The sequence below is a fragment of the Frankia casuarinae genome, from assembly GCF_000013345.1.
Lineage (GTDB): Bacteria > Actinomycetota > Actinomycetes > Frankiales > Frankiaceae > Frankia > Frankia casuarinae.
The window spans coordinates 2,933,437-2,951,978 of the sequence record NC_007777.1; the positions used below are offsets into that span (position 1 = coordinate 2,933,437).

Consider the following 18,542-nt stretch of genomic DNA (forward strand, 5'->3'; position numbering starts at 1 on the left):
GTGTCACTGCTCCCACTGGAGTCGGGCGACGGCGTCGAGGATGCGGTCGACGCTGGGAAGGTAGTGATGTTCGAGCATGGGGGGCGGGTAAGGGATGTCGAAGCCGGTGACCCGCAGGACGGGGGCGGCAAGGTGGTGGAAGCACCGCTCGCTGACGCGGGCAGCGATCTCCGCACCGACCCCGCCGAAACCCGCGGCCTCGTGGACCACAACGGCGCGCCCGGTGGCGCGGACCGCCTCGCAGACCGTCTCGTCGTCGAAGGGGACCAGCGAGCGCAGGTCGACCACCGCCAGGTCCCAGCCCTCCGAGCGCGCGGCCGCCGCCGCCTGGAGGCACACGGGGAGCGAGGGGCCGTAGGTCAGGAGGGTCGCCGAGGTACCGGTCCGGCGGACCACCGCCCGGCCGATCGGCGGCACCTCGGCCGCAGAGAAGTCGTCCGTGGACCGCTCGTCCGTGGACCAGTAGAGCCGCTTGGGCTCCAGGAACACCACCGGGTCGTCCGAGGCAATCGCCGAGCGGAGCAGCCCGTAGCCGTCGGCGACGGTGGCGGGGGTGACGACGTGCAGGCCGGGGGTGTGCGCGTAGTAGGCCTCGCTGGAGTCGCTGTGGTGCTCGACGCCGCCGACGCCGCCGCCGTACGGGATGCGGATGGTGATCGGCAGCGTGGTCTTCCCGGCCGTGCGGTTACGCATCTTGGCCACATGCGACGCGAGCTGCTCGAACGCGGGGTAGGCGAAGGCGTCGAACTGCAGCTCCACGACGGGCCGCAGGCCGTACATGGCCATGCCCACGGCGGTACCGAGGATGCCTGCCTCGGCCAGGGGGGTGTCCAGGCAGCGTTGCGCGCCGAATTCGGCAGCCAAGCCGTCGGTGACTCGGAAGACGCCGCCGAGAGTGCCAACGTCCTCGCCGAGGATGTGGACGCGCGCGTCCTCGCGCAGCGAGTCGCGCAGCGCGGCGTTGAGGGCCCGCACCATGGTCGCGGCGCTCATCGTGCGTCGTCGCTCTTGGCTGCGTCCGCGGCCTGCCAGGCCATCAGCTCGGCGGCCTGCTCACGAAGCTGGCTGGTCGGCTGGGCATAGACGTGCGTGAACAGTGAGCCCGGATCGAGATCAGGCACACGATCGAACTGGGCGCGCATCTCGGCGGCGAGTTCCTCGGCGGCCCGCGCGACTGCGGCGACGCCGGCGTCGTCGAGGAGACCGGCCTTGCGTAGCTGCCGCTCCAGCAGCGTCAGCGGATCGCGGGCCTGCCAGGCGGCGACCTCCTCCGAGGTGCGGTAGCGGGTCGCGTCGTCGGCGTTGGTGTGCGCCTCCAGCCGGTAGGTGACCGCCTCGACCAGCACCGGGCCGCGACCCGACCGCGCGTGCTCGACCGCCGCGCGCAGCACACCGTGCACCGCGGGCGCGTCGTTGCCGTCCACCAAACGACCGATGATCCCATGGCCCACCGCCTTGTGTGCCAGCGTCGGCGCCGCGGACTGCTGGGCCAGCGGCACCGAAATCGCATAGCCGTTGTTCTGTACCAGGAACACCACTGGCGCGTTCAGCACCCCGGCGAAGTTCAGCGCCTCGTGGAAGTCGCCCTCGCTGGTGCCGCCGTCGCCGATCAGGGCAAGCGCCACGACGTCCTCCGCCGCCCACGGATCCGAGGCCGCGCGCAGGCGAGCGGCGTGGGCCAGGCCCACCGCATGGCAGGCCTGGGTGGCCAGCGGAGTCGACAGCGGCGCGATCCGGTGCTCCCGCGGATCGTAGCCGCTGTGCGCGTTCCCGCGCATCAGCGTCAGCGCGTCCACCGGGCGCACGCCCCTCGACACCACCGCCAGCGTGTCGCGGTAGCTGGGGAACAGCCAGTCCGACTCCCGCAGCACCATGGCCGCGGCGATCTGGCATGCCTCCTGGCCGGTGGACGCCGGGTACACGGCGAGGCGGCCCTGCCTGGCCAGGGTCGTGGCCTGCTGGTTGAAGCGCCGTCCCAGCACCAGACGGTGGTACAGGACGCGCAGCAGATCGGTGTCGACCTTCCCCGCCGCCTCCGTGCCGAGGACCCGGACCGGCTCGGGGTCGGGCAGGAGCGGAGCCGGGTCACGACGCGGACCGTGGGAGCTCGGCGGCCCGACGAAGCCGGGCGCGGTGCTGTCGTCGAGGATTGTCATGGTCCACCTTCGGCAGTTGGTGGCGGAAAGGGTTCGGGGATTCCGGTCAGGTCTACGCCGCCGTTGACCGGCTGCTGATGCAGGTCGGAGCTGTCCGTGGGCTGGCGGACGAACTGGGGAGGAGTCGTCCACCATCGGGCCTGGTCGGTCTCGCGGAAGTGGAGCGCCGGTGCACGATCAGCAGTAAGGTCCGCTCGGCCAGCGGTCCTCGATGCGTGCTGGCTCGCGGTCTCGAGCTCCGGACGCGGACGCCGGACCTCGGACGTCGGACTCCGAGTCGAGCTGCGGGACCTGAGTAACAGCCTGGCCAGGACGAGAGGTGCTTCTCACCGTCCGGATGAGCCGCCCAGGCCAGGTTCGACGATCAGGAAGCGAGGTACGGGGAGCCGTGGCCTCGCTTGAGCTGTCCCGGTTCGCCGGCTTGCCCGGTTCGGGCGCCGTCCGTGGTCACGATCCTCCTCCGCTCAACTTCTCGGCTCTGGTCCTCTGATTTTCCATCCCCCGTCGGCGGCTGGATCGTGTCCATAATCACCTTGATAGTCATCGTGCGGGCTCCGGCATGGCATTAATGCGTGGAGCGCGCCGCGCATCAGGTAGAAATACTTTCGTAGGTCGACTCGCCGAAGAGGCGGGGGTAGCGAGTCTGACGTAACCGGTGGAAAACCGACCCCGAGGGCTTGAGGTGATTGTCATCTCACCGGCGACAGGAGTGAATCTGCCTGGTCAGGGCCGTGCGGGCCCGATCCTCGCCGAGTCGGGCCCCGGCGGGCGTGAAGTGCGCAGCGCGACGTTCACCGAACGAGCCGGCCAGTACCGCTCGCCGCGGAAGTACCCGGCTGTTTCGATGCCATGTTTGTCGGTTGAATTTCCCTGGACATCGGTTCTCCGCTGTGACCAGCGTCTCGTGGGAGCCCGCCGAAAGTGCCTTCGACGGCTGTTACGTTGCTCTCCGAGCCCGCGCCAAGTTTTTATTGGTTGGGCCAGGCGAGTTGATCCTCTCGGCGCGCCGTTCAAATGGTGGTCGCCTGTTGGCTGATGCTTGCGTTCCGGGAATACCCATTATGGGCCCCCGCCGGCCGAATGCTAGGCGCGGGGACGGGTGAAGAAGCCGACGACGGCGCGACGGAGGCGGGCCTGCCCGCGCTGGCGGCCACTGGTGGGGCCTTCGATGGCGGGTGGGACTCGCTCGGCGGCGGCGAGGGCGGGTGCCGGGGCCGAGGGTTTCGGCAGTTCGACCTCGGTGTACCGGCCGGCGGGTTCGAGGCGGATCCAGCCGGTCTCTTCGGGAGCGGCCGCCTGCCGGCGTTCGCGGGCGGCAGCGGCGCGGCAGAGCCTGCGGGTGGCATAGAAGGCGAAGGGTGGCAGCACCAGCAGGCCGATGCGGCCGGCCCAGACGACGGCGTTGAGGGACAGGTGCAGGACGAGGGCGAACACGTCGTCGCCGCCGGCAAGCAGCAGGACGCCGTAGAAGGTCAGCGCCATCACCCCGAACGCGGTGCGGTCGGGGTGATGGCGGGGGCGTTGCAGCAGGTTGTGCTGATCATGATCCCGGGTGACCAGCGCCTCCAGGAACGGGTAGGCCGCGAGCAGGCCGAACAGCACTCCCGGCAGGACCACCCCCGGCCAGAGTACGGGCGGGACGTCGTGGCCGAGGCCCCGGTACTCCCAGGGCAGGAACAGCCGCAGCGAGCCCTCGAGGAACCCGACGTACCAGTCCGGCTGCGCCAGCGAGGAGACGTCCATGGGGGTGTACGGGCCGTAGGCCCAGACCGGGTTGATCTGCGCGACGCCGCCGAGCACCGCGAGCAGGCCGGCGGTGATGAGCAGGAAACCGACCGACTTGGCGGCGTAGCCGGGGAACAGCCGGCTACCGACAACGTTGTCCTCCGTCCGGCCAGGGCCGGGGAACTGGGTGTGCTTCTGGTGCCACAGGATCCCCAGGTGGGCGCCGATCAGCGCGAGGAGGAGACCCGGGACGAGCAGGATGTGCACCACGTAGAGCCGGGTGATGAAGTGCGTGCCGGGGAACTCGCCACCCCAGAAGCCCCAGGCGATCCAGGTTCCCACGACGGGGATGGACTCGGCGATCGCGTAGGCGATACGCACCCCGGTCCCGGACAGCAGGTCGTCGGGCAGGGAGTAGCCGGCGAAGCCCTCGGCGATGGCGAGCAGCAGCAGGCTCACCCCGATCAGCCAGTTGATCTCCCGGGGGCGACGGAAGGCGCCGGTGAAGAAGATCCGGCACAGGTGCACGATGATCGCCGCGACGAACAGCAGCGCCGCCCAGTGGTGGATCTGGCGGATGACCAGGCCGGCGCGGACGTCGAAGGAGATGTCGAGGGTCGAGGCGTAGGCACGGCTCATCGTCACCCCGCGCAGCGGCACGTAGGAGCCGTCGTAGACGGTCTGCTGCTCGCTGGGTTCGAAGAAGAACGTCAGGTAGACCCCGGTGGCCACGAGCACGCCGAAGCTGTAGAGCGCGATCTCGCCGATCATGAAGGACCAGTGGTCGGGGAAGACCTTGTTCATCACGCTGCGCAGGAACCTCGCGCTGCCCAGGCGCCGGTCGATGAATCCGACCGCCTTGTGACCGGCAGCGGTCACCGGCGATTCCCGCCCGGGGCCCGGCGATTCCCGCCCGGGACGGTCCGCGCGCCGCGTGGAGGTCCCGGAGCCGGTGGTGGCGGTCATGAGCGGCTCCAGAAGCCGGGCCCGACCGGTTCGGGGAAATCCGACCGGGCTCGGAAACACCCATCGGCGTCGACCGTGACGGGCAGCTGGGGCAGGGCACGGGTCGCCGGGCCGAAGATCGGCCTGGCCAGGTCGGTCATGTCGAAGACCGACTGGTGGCACGGGCACTGGAGCTGATGCGGCTGGCTCATGTACATGCTCACCGGGCAGCCCGCATGGGTGCAGATCTTCGAGAACGCGACGTGGTTGTCGTACCCGGCCGCGGCCTGCCGGGGCGGGGTGGCCAGTCCCGGGGGCAGCCTGATCAGCAGCGCCGCGCTGTCCGCCTGGGCGTCGAGGCCGAGATGCCCCTCAGGCAGCACGGTGAGGATGCCGCCGATCGCCAGGTCGCCAAGGCGCACCGGCCGGCCCTCCGGCGTCACCAGCCGCGCCCCGGGTGACCAGCGGGTGGTGAACAGGTCCCGATGCGGGGCCCGCCTGACCAGGTTGAGCAGCGGCACCACGGCTATCACCCCGAAACCGCCGAGCATGGCGAGCACGAGCCGGCGCAGCACCGGCAACTGGCGCAGCCCTGTCTCGGCCACGACCCGGTCCACGGTCTGCTGGGTGGCCGCCTCCTCGGCGCCCGGCGAGACCATGGGGTGACGTTCCTCGACCGCCTCCTCCTGGGGGATGAGACGCTTGTCCCACAGCACCGCGCCGATGCCGGCGGCGATGATGGCCAACCCCAGGGAGAGACCGAGCAGCGCGTTGTAGCCGACGGTGCCCGTCCGGCCGGTGAAGTTCACCACCGCGAACGCCACCGCGCCGACGAGCGAGAGCGACAGGCAGGCCGCTATCCCCGCCACGCCCCCGGGCCCGCCGGGCCGGGCTGCCCCGTCTGGTCCAGCCGGTCGCTGCGGTCGCTGCGGTCGCTCCGCGTCGGCGGAGCCCGCCGGAGTCAACGCCGTCCCCGCGGAAGCAGTGCCATCACGCCCCCGAAGGCGAACACGGCGCCGGCGAGCACGAGGGTGTCACCCAGTGCCCGGCTCGTCACGACCACGGCATCGACAGCGAACAGCGCACCGGCAAGCGTCGCGAACGCCGCAGAGATCGCCAGACCGCGTGGAAAGATCATATACTCCTCCTTCGGGCTCATCGCCGTACGCCGCCGTGGCGGCCCCCACCGGCCTTCACCGGCCTTCACCGGCGCCCCTGTATCGACCATCACCGGCCCTCGCCCGGTGCGGAGGTGCCGTGACCCCGGGCGGCGTCCTGCGAGTTCTTCTCATCGGTGGATTCGTGCTGGAACACCAGGCCCACGATGGTGATCGCGGTCAGCACGCCACCGATGAACAGCAGCCAGTAGCTGATGATCGGCCCCAGCAGGAGCAGCCCGAAACTGACCGCAATCGCCGCCGGCCAGTAGCTGAACGGGCTGAAGAAGCCGATGTCACCGGCCCCCTCGGGGATCTCGATCTGGCTGTCGTCGGCGGGCAGGCGGCTGCGCCGGCCGGTGTACCAGAGGAATCCAGCGACCAACAGGCTCATCACCATGCTGAAGATGAGCGCGGCCGCACCTGCCGGGTCATGTCCGGTGAACAGGTACACCCCGCCGGTGACCAGGAAGAACAGAGCCAGAACGGCGAACAGCCGGGCGGAGGTAATCACCCGGCCGCGTCCGGGTCCACCGCGGTATCACGCCGCGAGGCCGTCTCCCCCTCGACGGAGGCCAGCTCGCGCCGGTGCCTCTGGTCGACCCGGCGCGGCTGCCGCTGGCGACCTTCCCGCCCCTCCGGCCCCTGCCGGGGGTGGTTCAGGTCGAAGGCCGGCCGCTCGGATCGGATACGGGGTATCTGGTGAAAGTTGTGCTTCGGTGGTGGGCAGGACGTCGCCCATTCCAACGAGTTCCCGTAGCCCCAGGCGTCACCACTGGTCGCCGGGTCACCATGCCGCAGCGACCGCCAAACATTGTACAGAAACGGTAGGGTGGACAGGCCGAGCAGGAAGGAGCCGGCACTCTCGATCGTGTTCAGCGTGGTGAAACCGTCGGTGGGCAGGTAGTCGGCGACCCGCCGCGGCATTCCCCTGACACCCAGCCAGTGCATCGGCAGAAACGTCACGTGGAAACCGACGAGAAGACTCCAGAAGTGCAGCTTCCCCAACTTCTCGTTCAGGAACCTTCCCGTCACCTTGGGGAACCAGAAGTACACACCGGCGAACGCGGAGAAGACGATTGTCCCGAACAGGACATAGTGCAGATGACCCACGACGTAATAGCTGTCGGTGACGTGAAAGTCGATGGGTGGGCTGGCCAGGGTGACCCCGGTCAGCCCACCGAACAGGAAGGTGATAAGGAATCCGATCGAGAACAGCATTGGCGTGTTCAGGATGATCGTTCCGCGCCACATGGTGCCGATCCAGTTGAAGAACTTCACCCCGGTCGGGACGGCGATCAGAAAGGACAGCAGAGAGAAGAACGGCAGCAGCACGGCACCGGTCGCGAACATGTGGTGCGCCCACACCGCCATCGACAGCGCGCCGATTCCCACGGTCGCGAAGACCAACCCCCGGTACCCGAAAATCGGTTTACGGCTGAACACCGGCAGGATCTCCGTGACGATGCCGAAGAAGGGCAGCGCGACGATGTAGACCTCGGGATGACCGAAGAACCAGAAAAGGTGCTGCCAGAGGATCGCTCCTCCGTTGCTCGCGTCGTACACGTGGGCGCCGAACCGGCGATCGGCCTCCAGCGCCAGCAGGGCCGCGGTGAGTACCGGGAACGCGAGCAGCGCCAGCACCGACGTAATCAGCACGTTCCAGGTGAAGATCGGCATTCGGAACAGGAGCATGCCCGGCGCGCGCAGCGTGATGATCGTGGTGATGAAGTTGACGCTCGCCAGCACGGTGCTCAGCCCGGACATCACCAGGCCCACCGCCCACAGATCACCGCCGAGGTGCGGCGAGTACTGCGCCGAGGTCAACGGGGAGTACGCGAACCAGCCGAAGTCCGCCGCCCCGCCCCGGGTCAGGAACCCGGAGACGACGATCAGACCGCCGACCAGATACAGCCAGTAGCCCAAGGCGTTCAACCGGGGGAAGGCGATGTCAGGCGCCCCGATCTGCAACGGGACAAGATAGTTCGCGAACGCGGAGAACAGCGGGGTCGCGAACAACAGCATCATCACCGTGCCGTGGATCGTAAAAAACTGGTTGTACCGCTCGTTCGAGACGATCTGTAGACCGGGCCGGGCCAGTTCCCCCCGCATTAGCATCGCGAGGATCCCGGCGAATAGGAAGAACCCGAACGAGGTCACCAGATACATCAGACCGATCGACTTGTGATCGGTCGTACCGAGGATGTCCAGGGCCGTCGGCGGCTCCCCTCGCTGCTCCCCGACACTCGGCGGAAAAGGACGGACCTCGACCGTCATCGGGCCATCCGACCAGACACGGCCACGTCGGGCACGAGTTCCTCCTCGCATACTATTCAAGCCAGCGAAAACGGGCGGTCTCGACAACCGGACATGCCGCCAGGATCACCCGCTACGAATGGCTCACCCGCTCGTCGGCGTATGGATGTACCGGCAGTGCATCACGTCTCTACCAACCTCCGCCGCGTTGAAACGCCCGGCCACCGGAAAATCCACTCCCCACAGATCCGCGACCGCCGCCGGGCCGTGACCGAGACGCCTCATCCCGGGTCGGTGCCGTCGAGGGGTCGGAGGGTGGCGGCAGTCTCCAGAACCAGGGCATGGACGAACGCCTGGGGAATGTTGCCACGCAGCTGGCGCTGAGTGACATCGAACTCCTCGGCGTAGATGCCGGGCGGCCCGCAGGCGGCGCGGCCACGCTCGAAGTACCGCCGGGCCTGATCGTGCCGGCCGGCACGGTGGTAGGCCAGCGCCAGCCAGAAGCCGCACAGCAGGAAGGCCCCTTCGGCCACCCCGAGCCGGATCCCGGCATGATCGAATCGGTAGACGTAGCCGTCGTCGGTCAGCTGCTCGGCCACCGCCCGCAGCGTCGCCACCGACACCGGGTCGCGGACGTCGACCGCTCCCCGCACCGCGGGCAGCAGCAGCGCCGCGTCCACCCGCGGGTCGTCGGTCGCCCGCTGCCAGCGCCCGCTCGAATGCCGCATCTCCTCGCGGGCGGCGCTGAGCAGCCGCCTTGCCAGCGCCCGCCAGCCGTCGGCCTCCCCCACCCCGGCGCCGTCCACGCCGGCCAAGGCGAGCAGCCCTGCCGCGCAGGTCAACCGGCTGTGCGTCCAGTGCCGCGGCTCCAGCTCCCAGACCCCTGTGTCCGGGATCCGCCAGCGTGCCGCGATCACCCCGGCGGTCACCGCCGCGGCCCGCCGGGCGTCATCGGTCAGCCGGCCCCGCCGCGCCGCGGCCGCCAGCAGCAGCGCCGCCTCCCCGAAGACGTCCAGCTGGAACTGGTGGCCGACCTTGTTCCCGACCACGTCGTCGCCGCCGGGGTACCCCGGCAGATCGAGTCGGCGCTCGTCCGGGATCGGGCCACCGCGGGCGGTGTAGGCCGGACGCAGGTTCGGGCCGTCCGCCAACAGCCGTTCGGTGACGAACGTGACGGCGTCGTCGAGCAGCCCGTCGAGGCCGGCCCGCGCGGCCGCCAGCCCCGCGTAGCACTGATCTCGGATCCAGACATACCGATAGTCGTAGTCGCGGCCCTGACGGGCCCGCTCGGGCAGGGAGGTGCTGGCCGCGGCCACCATCCCGTGCCCGCCGCCGGTCAGCCCGCGCAGCACCGCGACCGCGTGCTGAGCGTCGCGGACACCGGCCAGGCTCGACAGCTCCGGTACCGCGGACCGCCAGGCCCGCTTCGTCTCGGCCCACAGCACGTCCGGGACCGGACGGTCCGCCGGCAGCTCACCGAGCTCCAGCACAAGATCGAGACAGTCGCCGGCCCGCACCAGGCGCTCCGCGACGAGACTGCCACCGCCCGCATCATGGTCGATCCGGGCGACCGCCGCGAGCCGTCCCGACCAGCGCAGCTCCAGCTCGCCGACTCGCCCGCACCAGGCCTCCACCCCGTCCGGCCCGTCCAGCCCGTCTTGCCGCAGCCCCGCCACCGCCCGCCGGCCGAACCCGGGACGCGGATCCAGCGTCACCCGCACCGGCACGGTCCCCTCGACCCCGAGAATCCGGCGCAGCAGCACCGCACGGTGCCGCCGCCCGGGGAGGGCGAGAGCCTCCCGGCACTCCGCCACGCCCGCCCGCGTCACCCACCGGCTGTGCCAGATCAACGACCGGTCCTCGTAGTAACCGCCCCAGGTGAAGGCGGTCGCCGGAGTCACCGAGTAGGAGCCGGCGCCACCGATCAGCGTCGAGAACACCGCGTCGTCCGCCCACGAGGGCACGCACATCCAACACACGCGGCCGTCCGGGCCGATCAGCGCACCCCGTTCCCCGTCCGCGAGCAGGGCGAACTCACGCAGCGTCGGCACCAGCCCCGGATTATCGTCCCGCTCGCTCCGCTCCGCTGTCATCGGCGCGTGCCCTCCACATCCGGCATGCCCACCCCCTTCCCTGCCCCGCCACTCCCCGGACCGGGCTGTCACTCCCTCGGCTGTCGGCACGACGTAGGGGTTCCGCTGCCGGCACGACAGCTGCCGACACGGCACCTCGGCACGGCACAGGCCGCGATGCCCAGGCGCTCGATCGCCGGCACAGCGGCTACCTCCCGAGGTAGGGGCCCGAGGTAGGGGATGGCCTCCCCGGGCGGGGTGGCGGGAACGGGCAGATCGCAGGTGGGGAAACTACCTGCGGGCGGCGTGCGGGAGGTGCTCCCTCGCCTCCTGCCACTTGCCCTTGAAGCCCTGCACGGCGATGCCGACGGCCTCTGGGTCGCCCTGCAGGAACGCCCGGGCGGTCTTGCGCATCTGCTCGGGCCGGACGTGCGGCGGCAGCGGCGGCACCTTCGCGTCGACAACGACCTCAAGCACAACCGGCCGGTCCGCAGCCAGCGCCTGTTCCCACGCGGCACCGATCTTGTCCGGCGAGTCGCAGCGGATCCCGGTGAAACCGAGGAGCCGGGCGAAATCCGCCGCCGGCACATACGGGATCTTCTGCGTCTCGACATTGATCCGATCACCCGCCATCACCCGCTGCTCGTAGGAGACCTGGTTGAGGTCCTCGTTCACGAACACGGTGAACACCAGCCGCGGATCGGTGTTCATCCTCTCCCAGTACCGCTTGACCGTGAACAGCTCGTTCATGCCCAGCATCGAGAACGCCCCGTCGCCGACGAACGCGATCACCGGTCGTTCCGGATAGGCCAGCTTCGCCGCCACCGCGTAGGGCACTCCGGGCAGCATGGTCGCCAGGGTTCCCGACAACGACGCCTTCATGTCCCCACGGATGCGCAGGTAACGGGCCCACCAGGTGGTCGCCGACCCGGAGTCCGCGGTGAGGATCGCGTTATCGGGCAGTCGCTTGTCCAACTCGTACGCGACGATCTGCGGGTTCATCGGATCCGCCCGCAGCCTGGCCCGGTCCGCCAGCACCCGCTGCCAGGTCGCCACCTCCCGTTCGATGAACCGCCGCCAGGAACGGTCCTCCTTGCGGATGAGCAGGGGAATCAACTGGCGCAGCGTCTCGGCCGCGTCGCCGACGAGATGAACATCCATCGGATAACGAATACCGATCATCCGGCCGTCGATATCGATCTGGACGCCGGCGGCCTGGCCCTCCCGCGGCAGCCACTCCGAGTAGGGGAAGCTCGTCCCGACCAGGAGGAGCGTGTCGGCGCCCATCACCATCTTGTGGCTGGCTTCGCTGCCGAGCAGCCCGATGGGGCCGGTCACGAACGGCAGGGTATCGGGGAGCGCATCCTTGCCGAGCAGGGCCTTGGCGACACCCGCGCCGAGCAGGTCGGCGGCCTCCGTCACCTCCTCGCGGGCGCCGGCCGCCCCTTGCCCGATCAACATCGCCACCCGGCGGCCCCGATTCAGCACGGCGGCGGCGCGGCGCACCTCGTCCGGATCCGGCAGGATGCGTGGTTTCGTCCAGCCAATGCTGGTCCGCACCGCCCCGTGCTCATGCGGAGGCTCGGTGTACTTCTCCTCCTGGACATCCTCCGGGAAGATCAGGCAGACCGGCGCCCGGCTGGACAGCGCTGTCTTCATCGCCCGATCGACGAGATGACGGGCGCTGGGCGGGGCCATGCAGTACTGCACGTACTCGGTGACGTCCTTGAACAGCGAGATCAGATCGATTTCCTGCTGGTAGTGGGCGCCGAGGGAGGTCCGCCGCTGCTGGCCGACGATCGCCAGCACCGGCTGATGGTCGAGCCGGGCGTCGTAGAGACCGTTGAGCAGATGGATCGCCCCCGGGCCGGAGGTCGCGACACACGCGCCTACCTCACCGGTGAACTTGGCGTGCGCGCAGGCCATGAACGCCGCCATCTCCTCGTGCCGGGTCTGCAGGAACCCAGGATCACCGCCGGCCCGGTCGAAAGCCCCGAGGAAGCCGTTGATGCCGTCCCCGGGATAGCCGAATATGCGGTGAACACCCCAGCCGGTCAACCGCTGCAGGACATAGTCCGCGACCTGTGACATAGCTGCGCTTCCCTCCCACCCATCGATCAGCCGACCGCCGCTCGCACCAGCACCGTGAGTCTGGGTATGGACGGTGCACGCCACCGTCAAACCCGTTCGTCGCGGCCGGTCCCGGCCGGTCTCTCGTGCCGTTGAAGGACCGTCGCCCGACGCACCGACGTCATTGTCAGCCGAATGTAAGGTTCGTTCCCGAGTCATGCCGGCATCCCGGGGCAGGAACAGGAAGATGACAGGCGACGCGGAGTCGGCGCCCGGGCGGAGAGCGACCCACGGGCGACCCACGGGCAGTACCCGGCACGCAGGGTCCCCGGCACGCACGTTCGGGGCGGGACCGCATCAGTCCGCATCAGTCCGATCCGCCCAGGCCCGCCCTCGAACACCTAGATCCGTCCCCGAACAGGCGAGAGGAGCAACATGCGTGTCCTGCTGGTTCATCCCAGCGCGCTGATGTACTCGAAGATCTTCCTACGGCTCGAACCGCTGGGGCTGGAACGGGTGGCGGCCGCGCTGCTCGCCGCGGGCCACGAGGTGAGCATGCTCGATCTTCAGGTGGAGAAACCGGCCGCCTACGCGCGCCACCTGCGAAAGTGCCGTCCCGACGCGGTGATGTTCGGGGTGAACTATCTCGCGAACGTCCCCGAGGTCATCGAGTTCGCGCACCGGGCGAAGCGGGAACTGCCCGACTGCCTGGTCGTGGCCGGCGGCCACAGCGTCTCCTTCATCGCCGAGCACCTGCTGAAGCAGTGCGACGGCGCACTCGATGTGGTCGCGCGCGGCGAGGGCGAAGTGGTCGCCCCACGCATCCTCGAAGCCGACCGCGCCCGTCTCGCGGACGTCCCGGGCGCGGTCACCGCCGACGGGGCGGGCCCGACCCCGGCCCTGCTACCCGGCCTCGACGAGCCGCTACCGGCCCGCCATCTGCTGGCCCACCGCCGCCGCTACTTCATCGGGGAACTGGACCCGTGCGCCTCGGTCGAGTTCACTCGCGGCTGCCCATGGGACTGCTCCTTCTGCAGCGCCTGGACCTTCTACGGCCGCAGCTACCGCCGCCTCTCCCCGGACGCGGCCGGCGAGGAACTGTCCGCCATCCGGGAACCGAACGTCTTCATCGTCGATGACGTCGCCTTCATCAGGCCTGAACACGGCATGGCCATCGCCGATCAGGTCGAACGCCGAGGGATTCGCAAACGGTACTATCTGGAAACCCGTAGCGACGTCCTGCTGCGCCATCCCGAGGTGTTCGAGCGCTGGCGCCGCCTCGGCCTCGAATACATGTTTCTGGGCATGGAAGCCCTCGACGCGGACGGCTTGGACCTCTACCACAAGCGGATCTCCCCGGACGAGAACATCCGCGCCCTCGAAGTTGCCCGAAAGATCGGCATCACGGTCGCGGTGAACCTCATCGCCGACCCGGACTGGGACGAGAAGCAGTTCCGTCTCGTCCGCGAATGGGCGTTGTCGGTGCCGGAAATCGTGCATCTCACGGTGTGCACCCCCTATCCGGGTACGGAGATCTGGCACACCCAGTCCCGGCGGCTCACCACCCTGGACTACCGGCTGTTCGACATCCAGCACGCCGTCGTCCCCACCCGGCTCCCCCTCGACCGCTTCTACCGCGAGCTCGTCGCCACCCAGGCGGTCCTCAACCGCAAACACCTGGGCGCGAAGGCGCTTGCCGCGACCGCCCGGATCGTCGCCGCGAACCTGGCGCGTGGCCAGACGAACTTCCCACGGATGCTCTGGAAATTCCCCCGGGTCTACAATGCCGGCCGGCTGTACGCCGAGCACCAGCATCCCGCCCGCTACCGGCTGCCGGAGCCCGTCCCCGCGGCCATGACCCCGCGGCGGCGCGAGCTGTACGTCCATCAGCCCGCCGCTCGCCACCCAGTGGCGAGCAGGGAACGGGAGAGGACCGATCCATGACGACCGGGAGGCGGTCCTGCCGCTGAGGCTGCCACGGTCTCGGCTACCGCGGTCGCACCGGTCAACGGTCGTGCCCGCCCAGGTCAACGGGTCGTGTCCAGGCGAGCGAGCCAGTCATTGTACGCCCGCCAGCTCGCCTCATCATCGTCGAGGTCGACGGATCGCGCCCGGGCGGCCGGTCTGGCGACCACCATGGTGGTGGGGGCGGGTTCGTGGCCGGTGTGGGTGGCAAAGGTCGCGGTACGGGCCCGTTCCAGCCAGCTCGAACGGGCCCGGCGCACCGGCTCGGGTTTACGCGTCCATACCCGAAACAGCAGCACGATGAGCACAACCATGATCCCGTCACCGACGACCCACATGATAGCGCCGCCGGTCTGAGTGTCCAGCAGGGGGCTGCTGCCCCAGGTGTGCGGTGCCATGGCAATCGGGGTGCGGGACTGTAGCAGGACGACGCCGACGAGGGTGTCGACGCCCATGGACAGGATGACGAGCGCGAGCCGGCCGGGCATGGACAACCGCCAGCGGATCGGTTCGTCGCCGACGAGCAGCACGAAGAACTGGTAGCCGGCAGCGAGGTAGAGAACGTGTTCGAGCTGGCCGAGCCAGGGCCGGGCCATCGCCTCGTTCATGAAGCCGGTGAGGTGGGTTCCGATGATCGTGATGGCGTAGCCGGCGAGGGCGGCGGGCGGGGAGACCAGGACGCTGACCGGCCATGAGCGGATCATCTTACGGACCCTGGTGTGCAGGGGGTTGCCGACAGCGTGCAGCAGGAGGATGAGGGGCCGGCCCGCGACGAACAGCGGTGGCGCCACCATGATCAGCATCAGATGCTGGACCATGTGCATGCTGAACAGCGCTTCATCGTAGACGCCGACGGCGCTGCTCGTCGCGAGGACCACCACCGCGACACTGGCGAGGTGGGCGCAGGTGCGGGGCCAGGGCCAGGACCGCGCGGGATGGCGGGCGCGGACCCGGGCGACGCCCCACAGGTACAGGACAGTGACCGGCACGAGGAAGGCGAGCGCGGCCGCGTCAAGCTGCCAGGTGTCCACCAGACGCGCCGGGGTCAGCGGGGGCGGCCCGTCGCCCTGGCCCCAGCGGCACCACGAAACCGGCAACAGGGGTGTCGTCGGCTGGCGGCGGGTCCACCAGGTGGCCGCGGCCGCCGCCCCCGCCATGACAGTGACAGCGGCCAGCGCGACCCGGGCACGGCGCCCACGCCTTCCGCGCTCGCCGAGATCGATCAGAGATGAGGTGTCCCGGGTCATGGTGTCTCCGCGAGGTCGGGGTGCGCTCATGCGCCATCGAGGAGCTGCTGAGCGAGGAAGCCGCCCGGCGGCGGGGCGGGTGGGATGGCGAACAGGGCGTTGGAGGTATGCCGGATGAAGGTGCTCAACGCGTCGGAGGCGGCGAGGGCGCGCTGGACGGGAACGAAGGCGGTACGTGGGTCGGCCTGGTAGGCTTGGAAGAACAGCCCCGCGTCCGGTTCACCGGTGGCGTCGAGGCCGTCGTCGTAGGAGTAGCCGCGGCGGAACATCGCGACGCCGCCGTGGAACTGCGGATGGGCCAGTCGGATGTGGGCGTTGACGGCGATCGCGGGCCGGCCGTCGGCAGTGCGGGCGGCGAAGTCCGGCGCTGTCGTCTCGCCCCCGCCCTGGTCGGCGGGCGGGGCGGACAGCGGTGCGCCATCGGACTTGCGCCGGCCGATGACCTCGCTCTGCGCCGCCTCGGTCAGCCGGTCCCAGCTGTCGAGCAGCATGCGGATCCGCCGGCAGACGACGTAGGTCCCGCCTCGCATCCATGCCGGCCCGTCGGCGGCCCACACCGCGAGGTCGAACTGTGCCGTGCCCGGCCGGGGATTGTCGGTGCCGTCGACCTGCCCCATCAGGTTACGCGGGGTGGCATCGGGGTCGGCGGCACCGGCCGCGGTGCGCTGGAACCCTCGCTGCACCCAGCGGGGCTGGACGTACGCAGCGGCGATGCGACGCAGTTGGCGGGCCGCCGAGTAAGCGACCATCGGGTCCTCCGCGCAGACCTGCACGGCGAGGTCCCCGCCGCCACGGGCCGCGTCGATCCGGTCGCCGGGCAGGGCAGGGATGTCCGCGAGCGGACCGGGAATCCGCGTGTCGAGGCCGGCGCGGCGCAACGCTGACGCGCCGAGCCCGACGGTGACCGTCAAGGCGGCCGGCCCGAGCCCCGCCGTGTCCCGCTCGGCGCCGGCGGTCGGTTCGCCGCGCATCAACACCGCCGAGGCCGACGTCCAGGTCCGCAGCAGCGCGGCGAGGGCGGATCGGACCGCCGTCGGCTCGGTCGAGATCAGGTCGTAGGCGGTGAAGATCAGATGCGCGGGGGCCCGTTCGGCGATCCCGGGCTGGTGACGGCCGTCACCGGCCACGGCGGCCACCGCGGCGCGGCGAGCCGCCTCGACCGGGTTCGGCCGGTCCGGTAGCAGGCGTTGCGTGCCCAGGGCGACCCCCGTGCCGAGGACGACTCCGCCACCGAGGCCGAGCAGCCCGGCGCCGCCCAGCAGCCGACGGCGGTCCGGCCCCGGCCGTCCGCGCTCGTCGACCGGCGCGGCTCCCGGGCTTCCGGTCGGCACGTCGGTCGGCGCGTCGCCGGTCACGCGTCGCCCCGCAGGAGCAGCGGGAGGTCATGGGCGTAGTCGGCCACCGGGGTGCCGGCGAGGTAGACGACACGCGCCTGGCCCTTCGGCGTGAATGCCAGGACCTGAGCACCGTGGTCCACGGTGTAGCTCCCGTCGGCCTGCCGTCGCGGCGGCTCCAGCGGCACCCCGACGCTGCGCGCGGCGGTGTCGATGGTCTTCACGTCACCGGTCAGGCCGACGAAGGTGTGGTCGAACATGTCCAGCCAGTGGCGGATCACCGGCGGGGTGTCCCGCGCCGGGTCCGAGGTGACGAACACGACGCTCGTCTGCCGGCGCACGGCCGGGGAGACCTGCGTCAACGCGGCGGCGAGATCGGCCATCGTCGTCGGGCAGATGTCCGGGCAGTGGGTGTAGCCGAAGAACAGCAGGGTGAGCCGGCCCGCGGCATGCGGGCGCAGGTCGTAGGGCCGCCCGGCGGTGTCCGTCAGACGCAGGTCCGGCATCGCGATCGGTGCGCCGAGCGTGGTGCCGCGGATCCCCGCGCTCGGTGACGTGGATGCGCCGCGCACCAACGGGCCCGCCGAGGAGCCTCCCGAGGAACAGCTGGAGATCGCTACGAGAGCGACGAGAAGGACGAGGGGGAGGACGGGAACGAGGAATGTCCGGCCGGGAGGAAGGAACGGGCGGTCGGTCCCGGCGGGGGTGGACAGGCCACGGCGGAACCGGGTGGCGCGAGGCGCCGGCATGTAGGGCATGGGAGAACTCCAGACTGGGTACCACCCCGGCGACACGGTGTGACGCGAACCCGTCACTTTCGGCGATGATTCGGATGAGATACCCCAGGGGATCTCCACCCGGCCCGGCCGGGGCGGAACCGTGCCCGGCGAGATGGGCAAGCGCGGAGAGGGCCACGCATGTGCCGGCGAACACGGTTGTTCGCATCACGCGTGCCCCCGCTCCGGCGGACGCCTCCATGCCGTCAGAGTGTAGGAGCCTTCCCGACCGAATGTTCTACGTGACGTCGAAGATTTGGGTCGAAGATTTTGTCGGCCACCCGCGAAGGCCGGTCAGGTCCAGCCGAGGGCCGAGGCGTCCCGACCGGATATCGCCGCCGGTTCGCCGCCGGCGTCCGCGAAGGCGCGCAACGCGCCGACCAGGCTGCCCCGCACGTCCGGAGCGAGCCGGGCGACGATCGTCGCGATCTCGGCCCGGCGCCGGGCGGTGACCTCGTCGACGAGGCGCCGGCCCGGCCCGGTCAGCTCGACGATGACCTCCCGCCGGTTACGCGGGTTGCCGACTCGGAGGATCAGCCCGGCAACGACGAGCCGGTCGGCCATCCGGGTGGCCGTGGAGGGGTGCACGTCAAGCGACTCGGCGAGCTCCCCGGCGCGTTGCGGTCCACGCCCGGCGAGCACGACGAGCATCCGGAACTGCGGCAGGGTGACATCCTCGCCGACGGCGGCGATCGAGCGGGCCGACACCGCCACCAGCAGCCGGGATGCCGTCAGGACCGCATCGGTGACCTCGTCGACGTCCACGCCCGGCACTCCCGCGGGGTCGGGAACCGAGGGCGGCAGGGCGGAGCCATCCGGCGGGCATGCCATGTCACCGT

At 70.3% G+C, this 18,542-nt stretch carries 14 protein-coding genes; 1 reads left to right on the top strand and 13 read right to left on the bottom strand.

What is annotated here, in order from left to right; all coding sequences use genetic code 11:
- Window positions 1-3 precede the first annotated feature (3 nt).
- From FRANCCI3_RS12495 to FRANCCI3_RS12530, 9 genes are all read right to left on the bottom strand, one after another.
- On the bottom strand, window positions 4-993 hold the full coding sequence (locus FRANCCI3_RS12495; protein WP_011436897.1) for an alpha-ketoacid dehydrogenase subunit beta: 990 nt from the start codon (window positions 991-993) through the stop codon (window positions 4-6).
- Window positions 990-2,156 carry a pyruvate dehydrogenase (acetyl-transferring) E1 component subunit alpha gene (gene pdhA, locus FRANCCI3_RS12500; RefSeq protein WP_011436898.1) on the bottom strand — a complete coding sequence of 389 codons (1,167 nt, stop codon included), beginning with the start codon at window positions 2,154-2,156 and terminating at the stop codon, window positions 990-992. Before pdhA ends, FRANCCI3_RS12495 begins: the two co-directional genes overlap by 4 nt.
- 1,083 nt (window positions 2,157-3,239) lie before the next feature.
- A complete protein-coding gene (locus FRANCCI3_RS12505; protein WP_011436899.1) occupies window positions 3,240-4,847 on the bottom strand; it encodes a cytochrome bc1 complex cytochrome b subunit in 1,608 nt (535 codons plus the stop codon).
- On the bottom strand, window positions 4,844-5,695 hold the full coding sequence (locus FRANCCI3_RS12510) for a cytochrome bc1 complex Rieske iron-sulfur subunit (protein WP_023841669.1): 852 nt from the start codon (window positions 5,693-5,695) through the stop codon (window positions 4,844-4,846). The genes FRANCCI3_RS12505 and FRANCCI3_RS12510 overlap by 4 nt, the downstream gene beginning before the upstream one ends.
- Window positions 5,696-5,787: 92 nt before the next feature.
- Window positions 5,788-5,964 carry a hypothetical protein gene (locus FRANCCI3_RS26965; protein WP_157493468.1) on the bottom strand — a complete coding sequence of 59 codons (177 nt, stop codon included), beginning with the start codon at window positions 5,962-5,964 and terminating at the stop codon, window positions 5,788-5,790.
- Window positions 5,965-6,053: 89 nt separating this feature from the next.
- Window positions 6,054-6,497 (bottom strand): aa3-type cytochrome oxidase subunit IV, encoded by a 444-nt coding sequence (locus FRANCCI3_RS12515; RefSeq protein WP_011436902.1) that lies wholly within the window; start codon window positions 6,495-6,497, stop codon window positions 6,054-6,056.
- Complete coding sequence (gene ctaD, locus FRANCCI3_RS12520; protein ID WP_108913839.1) at window positions 6,494-8,260, bottom strand: aa3-type cytochrome oxidase subunit I; 1,767 nt, start codon at window positions 8,258-8,260, stop codon at window positions 6,494-6,496. The genes FRANCCI3_RS12515 and ctaD overlap by 4 nt, the downstream gene beginning before the upstream one ends.
- A gap of 260 nt (window positions 8,261-8,520) precedes the next feature.
- On the bottom strand, window positions 8,521-10,332 hold the full coding sequence (locus tag FRANCCI3_RS12525) for a glycoside hydrolase family 15 protein (RefSeq protein WP_011436904.1): 1,812 nt from the start codon (window positions 10,330-10,332) through the stop codon (window positions 8,521-8,523).
- A 270-nt stretch (window positions 10,333-10,602) separates the two neighbouring features.
- Entirely contained in the window at window positions 10,603-12,402 is a 1,800-nt protein-coding gene (locus FRANCCI3_RS12530; RefSeq protein ID WP_011436905.1) for a thiamine pyrophosphate-requiring protein, read from the bottom strand.
- Between the two features lie 414 nt (window positions 12,403-12,816).
- On the opposite strand from FRANCCI3_RS12530, the gene hpnR reads away from it, so the two are divergent.
- Entirely contained in the window at window positions 12,817-14,325 is a 1,509-nt protein-coding gene (gene hpnR, locus FRANCCI3_RS12535) for a hopanoid C-3 methylase HpnR (RefSeq protein ID WP_011436906.1), read from the top strand.
- 83 nt (window positions 14,326-14,408) lie between these two features.
- Here the strand turns inward: hpnR and FRANCCI3_RS12540 are convergent, their stop codons facing one another.
- The 4 genes from FRANCCI3_RS12540 to FRANCCI3_RS12555 all read right to left on the bottom strand — a co-directional run bounded on the left by FRANCCI3_RS12540 (window position 14,409) and on the right by FRANCCI3_RS12555 (window position 18,534).
- Window positions 14,409-15,593, bottom strand: a complete 1,185-nt coding sequence (locus FRANCCI3_RS12540) for a cytochrome c oxidase assembly protein (protein WP_011436907.1) — start codon at window positions 15,591-15,593, stop codon at window positions 14,409-14,411.
- Window positions 15,594-15,619: 26 nt separating this feature from the next.
- Window positions 15,620-16,948 (bottom strand): Dyp-type peroxidase, encoded by a 1,329-nt coding sequence (locus FRANCCI3_RS12545; protein ID WP_011436908.1) that lies wholly within the window; start codon window positions 16,946-16,948, stop codon window positions 15,620-15,622.
- Window positions 16,945-17,685 (bottom strand): SCO family protein, encoded by a 741-nt coding sequence (locus FRANCCI3_RS12550; protein ID WP_011436909.1) that lies wholly within the window; start codon window positions 17,683-17,685, stop codon window positions 16,945-16,947. The genes FRANCCI3_RS12545 and FRANCCI3_RS12550 overlap by 4 nt, the downstream gene beginning before the upstream one ends.
- A 312-nt stretch (window positions 17,686-17,997) precedes the next feature.
- Complete coding sequence (locus tag FRANCCI3_RS12555; RefSeq protein ID WP_011436910.1) at window positions 17,998-18,534, bottom strand: MarR family winged helix-turn-helix transcriptional regulator; 537 nt, start codon at window positions 18,532-18,534, stop codon at window positions 17,998-18,000.
- Window positions 18,535-18,542 lie beyond the last annotated feature (8 nt).

Coding starts and splice junctions, on each gene's coding strand:
- FRANCCI3_RS12495 (WP_011436897.1), bottom strand. CDS start 993: ATGAGCGCCGCGACCATGGTGCGGGCCCTCAACGCCGCGCTGCGCGAC.
- pdhA (WP_011436898.1), bottom strand. CDS start 2,156: ATGACAATCCTCGACGACAGCACCGCGCCCGGCTTCGTCGGGCCGCCG.
- FRANCCI3_RS12505 (WP_011436899.1), bottom strand. CDS start 4,847: ATGACCGCCACCACCGGCTCCGGGACCTCCACGCGGCGCGCGGACCGT.
- FRANCCI3_RS26965 (WP_157493468.1), bottom strand. CDS start 5,964: ATGATCTTTCCACGCGGTCTGGCGATCTCTGCGGCGTTCGCGACGCTT.
- ctaD (WP_108913839.1), bottom strand. CDS start 8,260: ATGACGGTCGAGGTCCGTCCTTTTCCGCCGAGTGTCGGGGAGCAGCGA.
- FRANCCI3_RS12525 (WP_011436904.1), bottom strand. CDS start 10,332: ATGACAGCGGAGCGGAGCGAGCGGGACGATAATCCGGGGCTGGTGCCG.
- FRANCCI3_RS12530 (WP_011436905.1), bottom strand. CDS start 12,402: ATGTCACAGGTCGCGGACTATGTCCTGCAGCGGTTGACCGGCTGGGGT.
- hpnR (WP_011436906.1), top strand. CDS start 12,817: ATGCGTGTCCTGCTGGTTCATCCCAGCGCGCTGATGTACTCGAAGATC.
- FRANCCI3_RS12540 (WP_011436907.1), bottom strand. CDS start 15,593: ATGACCCGGGACACCTCATCTCTGATCGATCTCGGCGAGCGCGGAAGG.
- FRANCCI3_RS12550 (WP_011436909.1), bottom strand. CDS start 17,685: ATGCCCTACATGCCGGCGCCTCGCGCCACCCGGTTCCGCCGTGGCCTG.
- FRANCCI3_RS12555 (WP_011436910.1), bottom strand. CDS start 18,534: ATGGCATGCCCGCCGGATGGCTCCGCCCTGCCGCCCTCGGTTCCCGAC.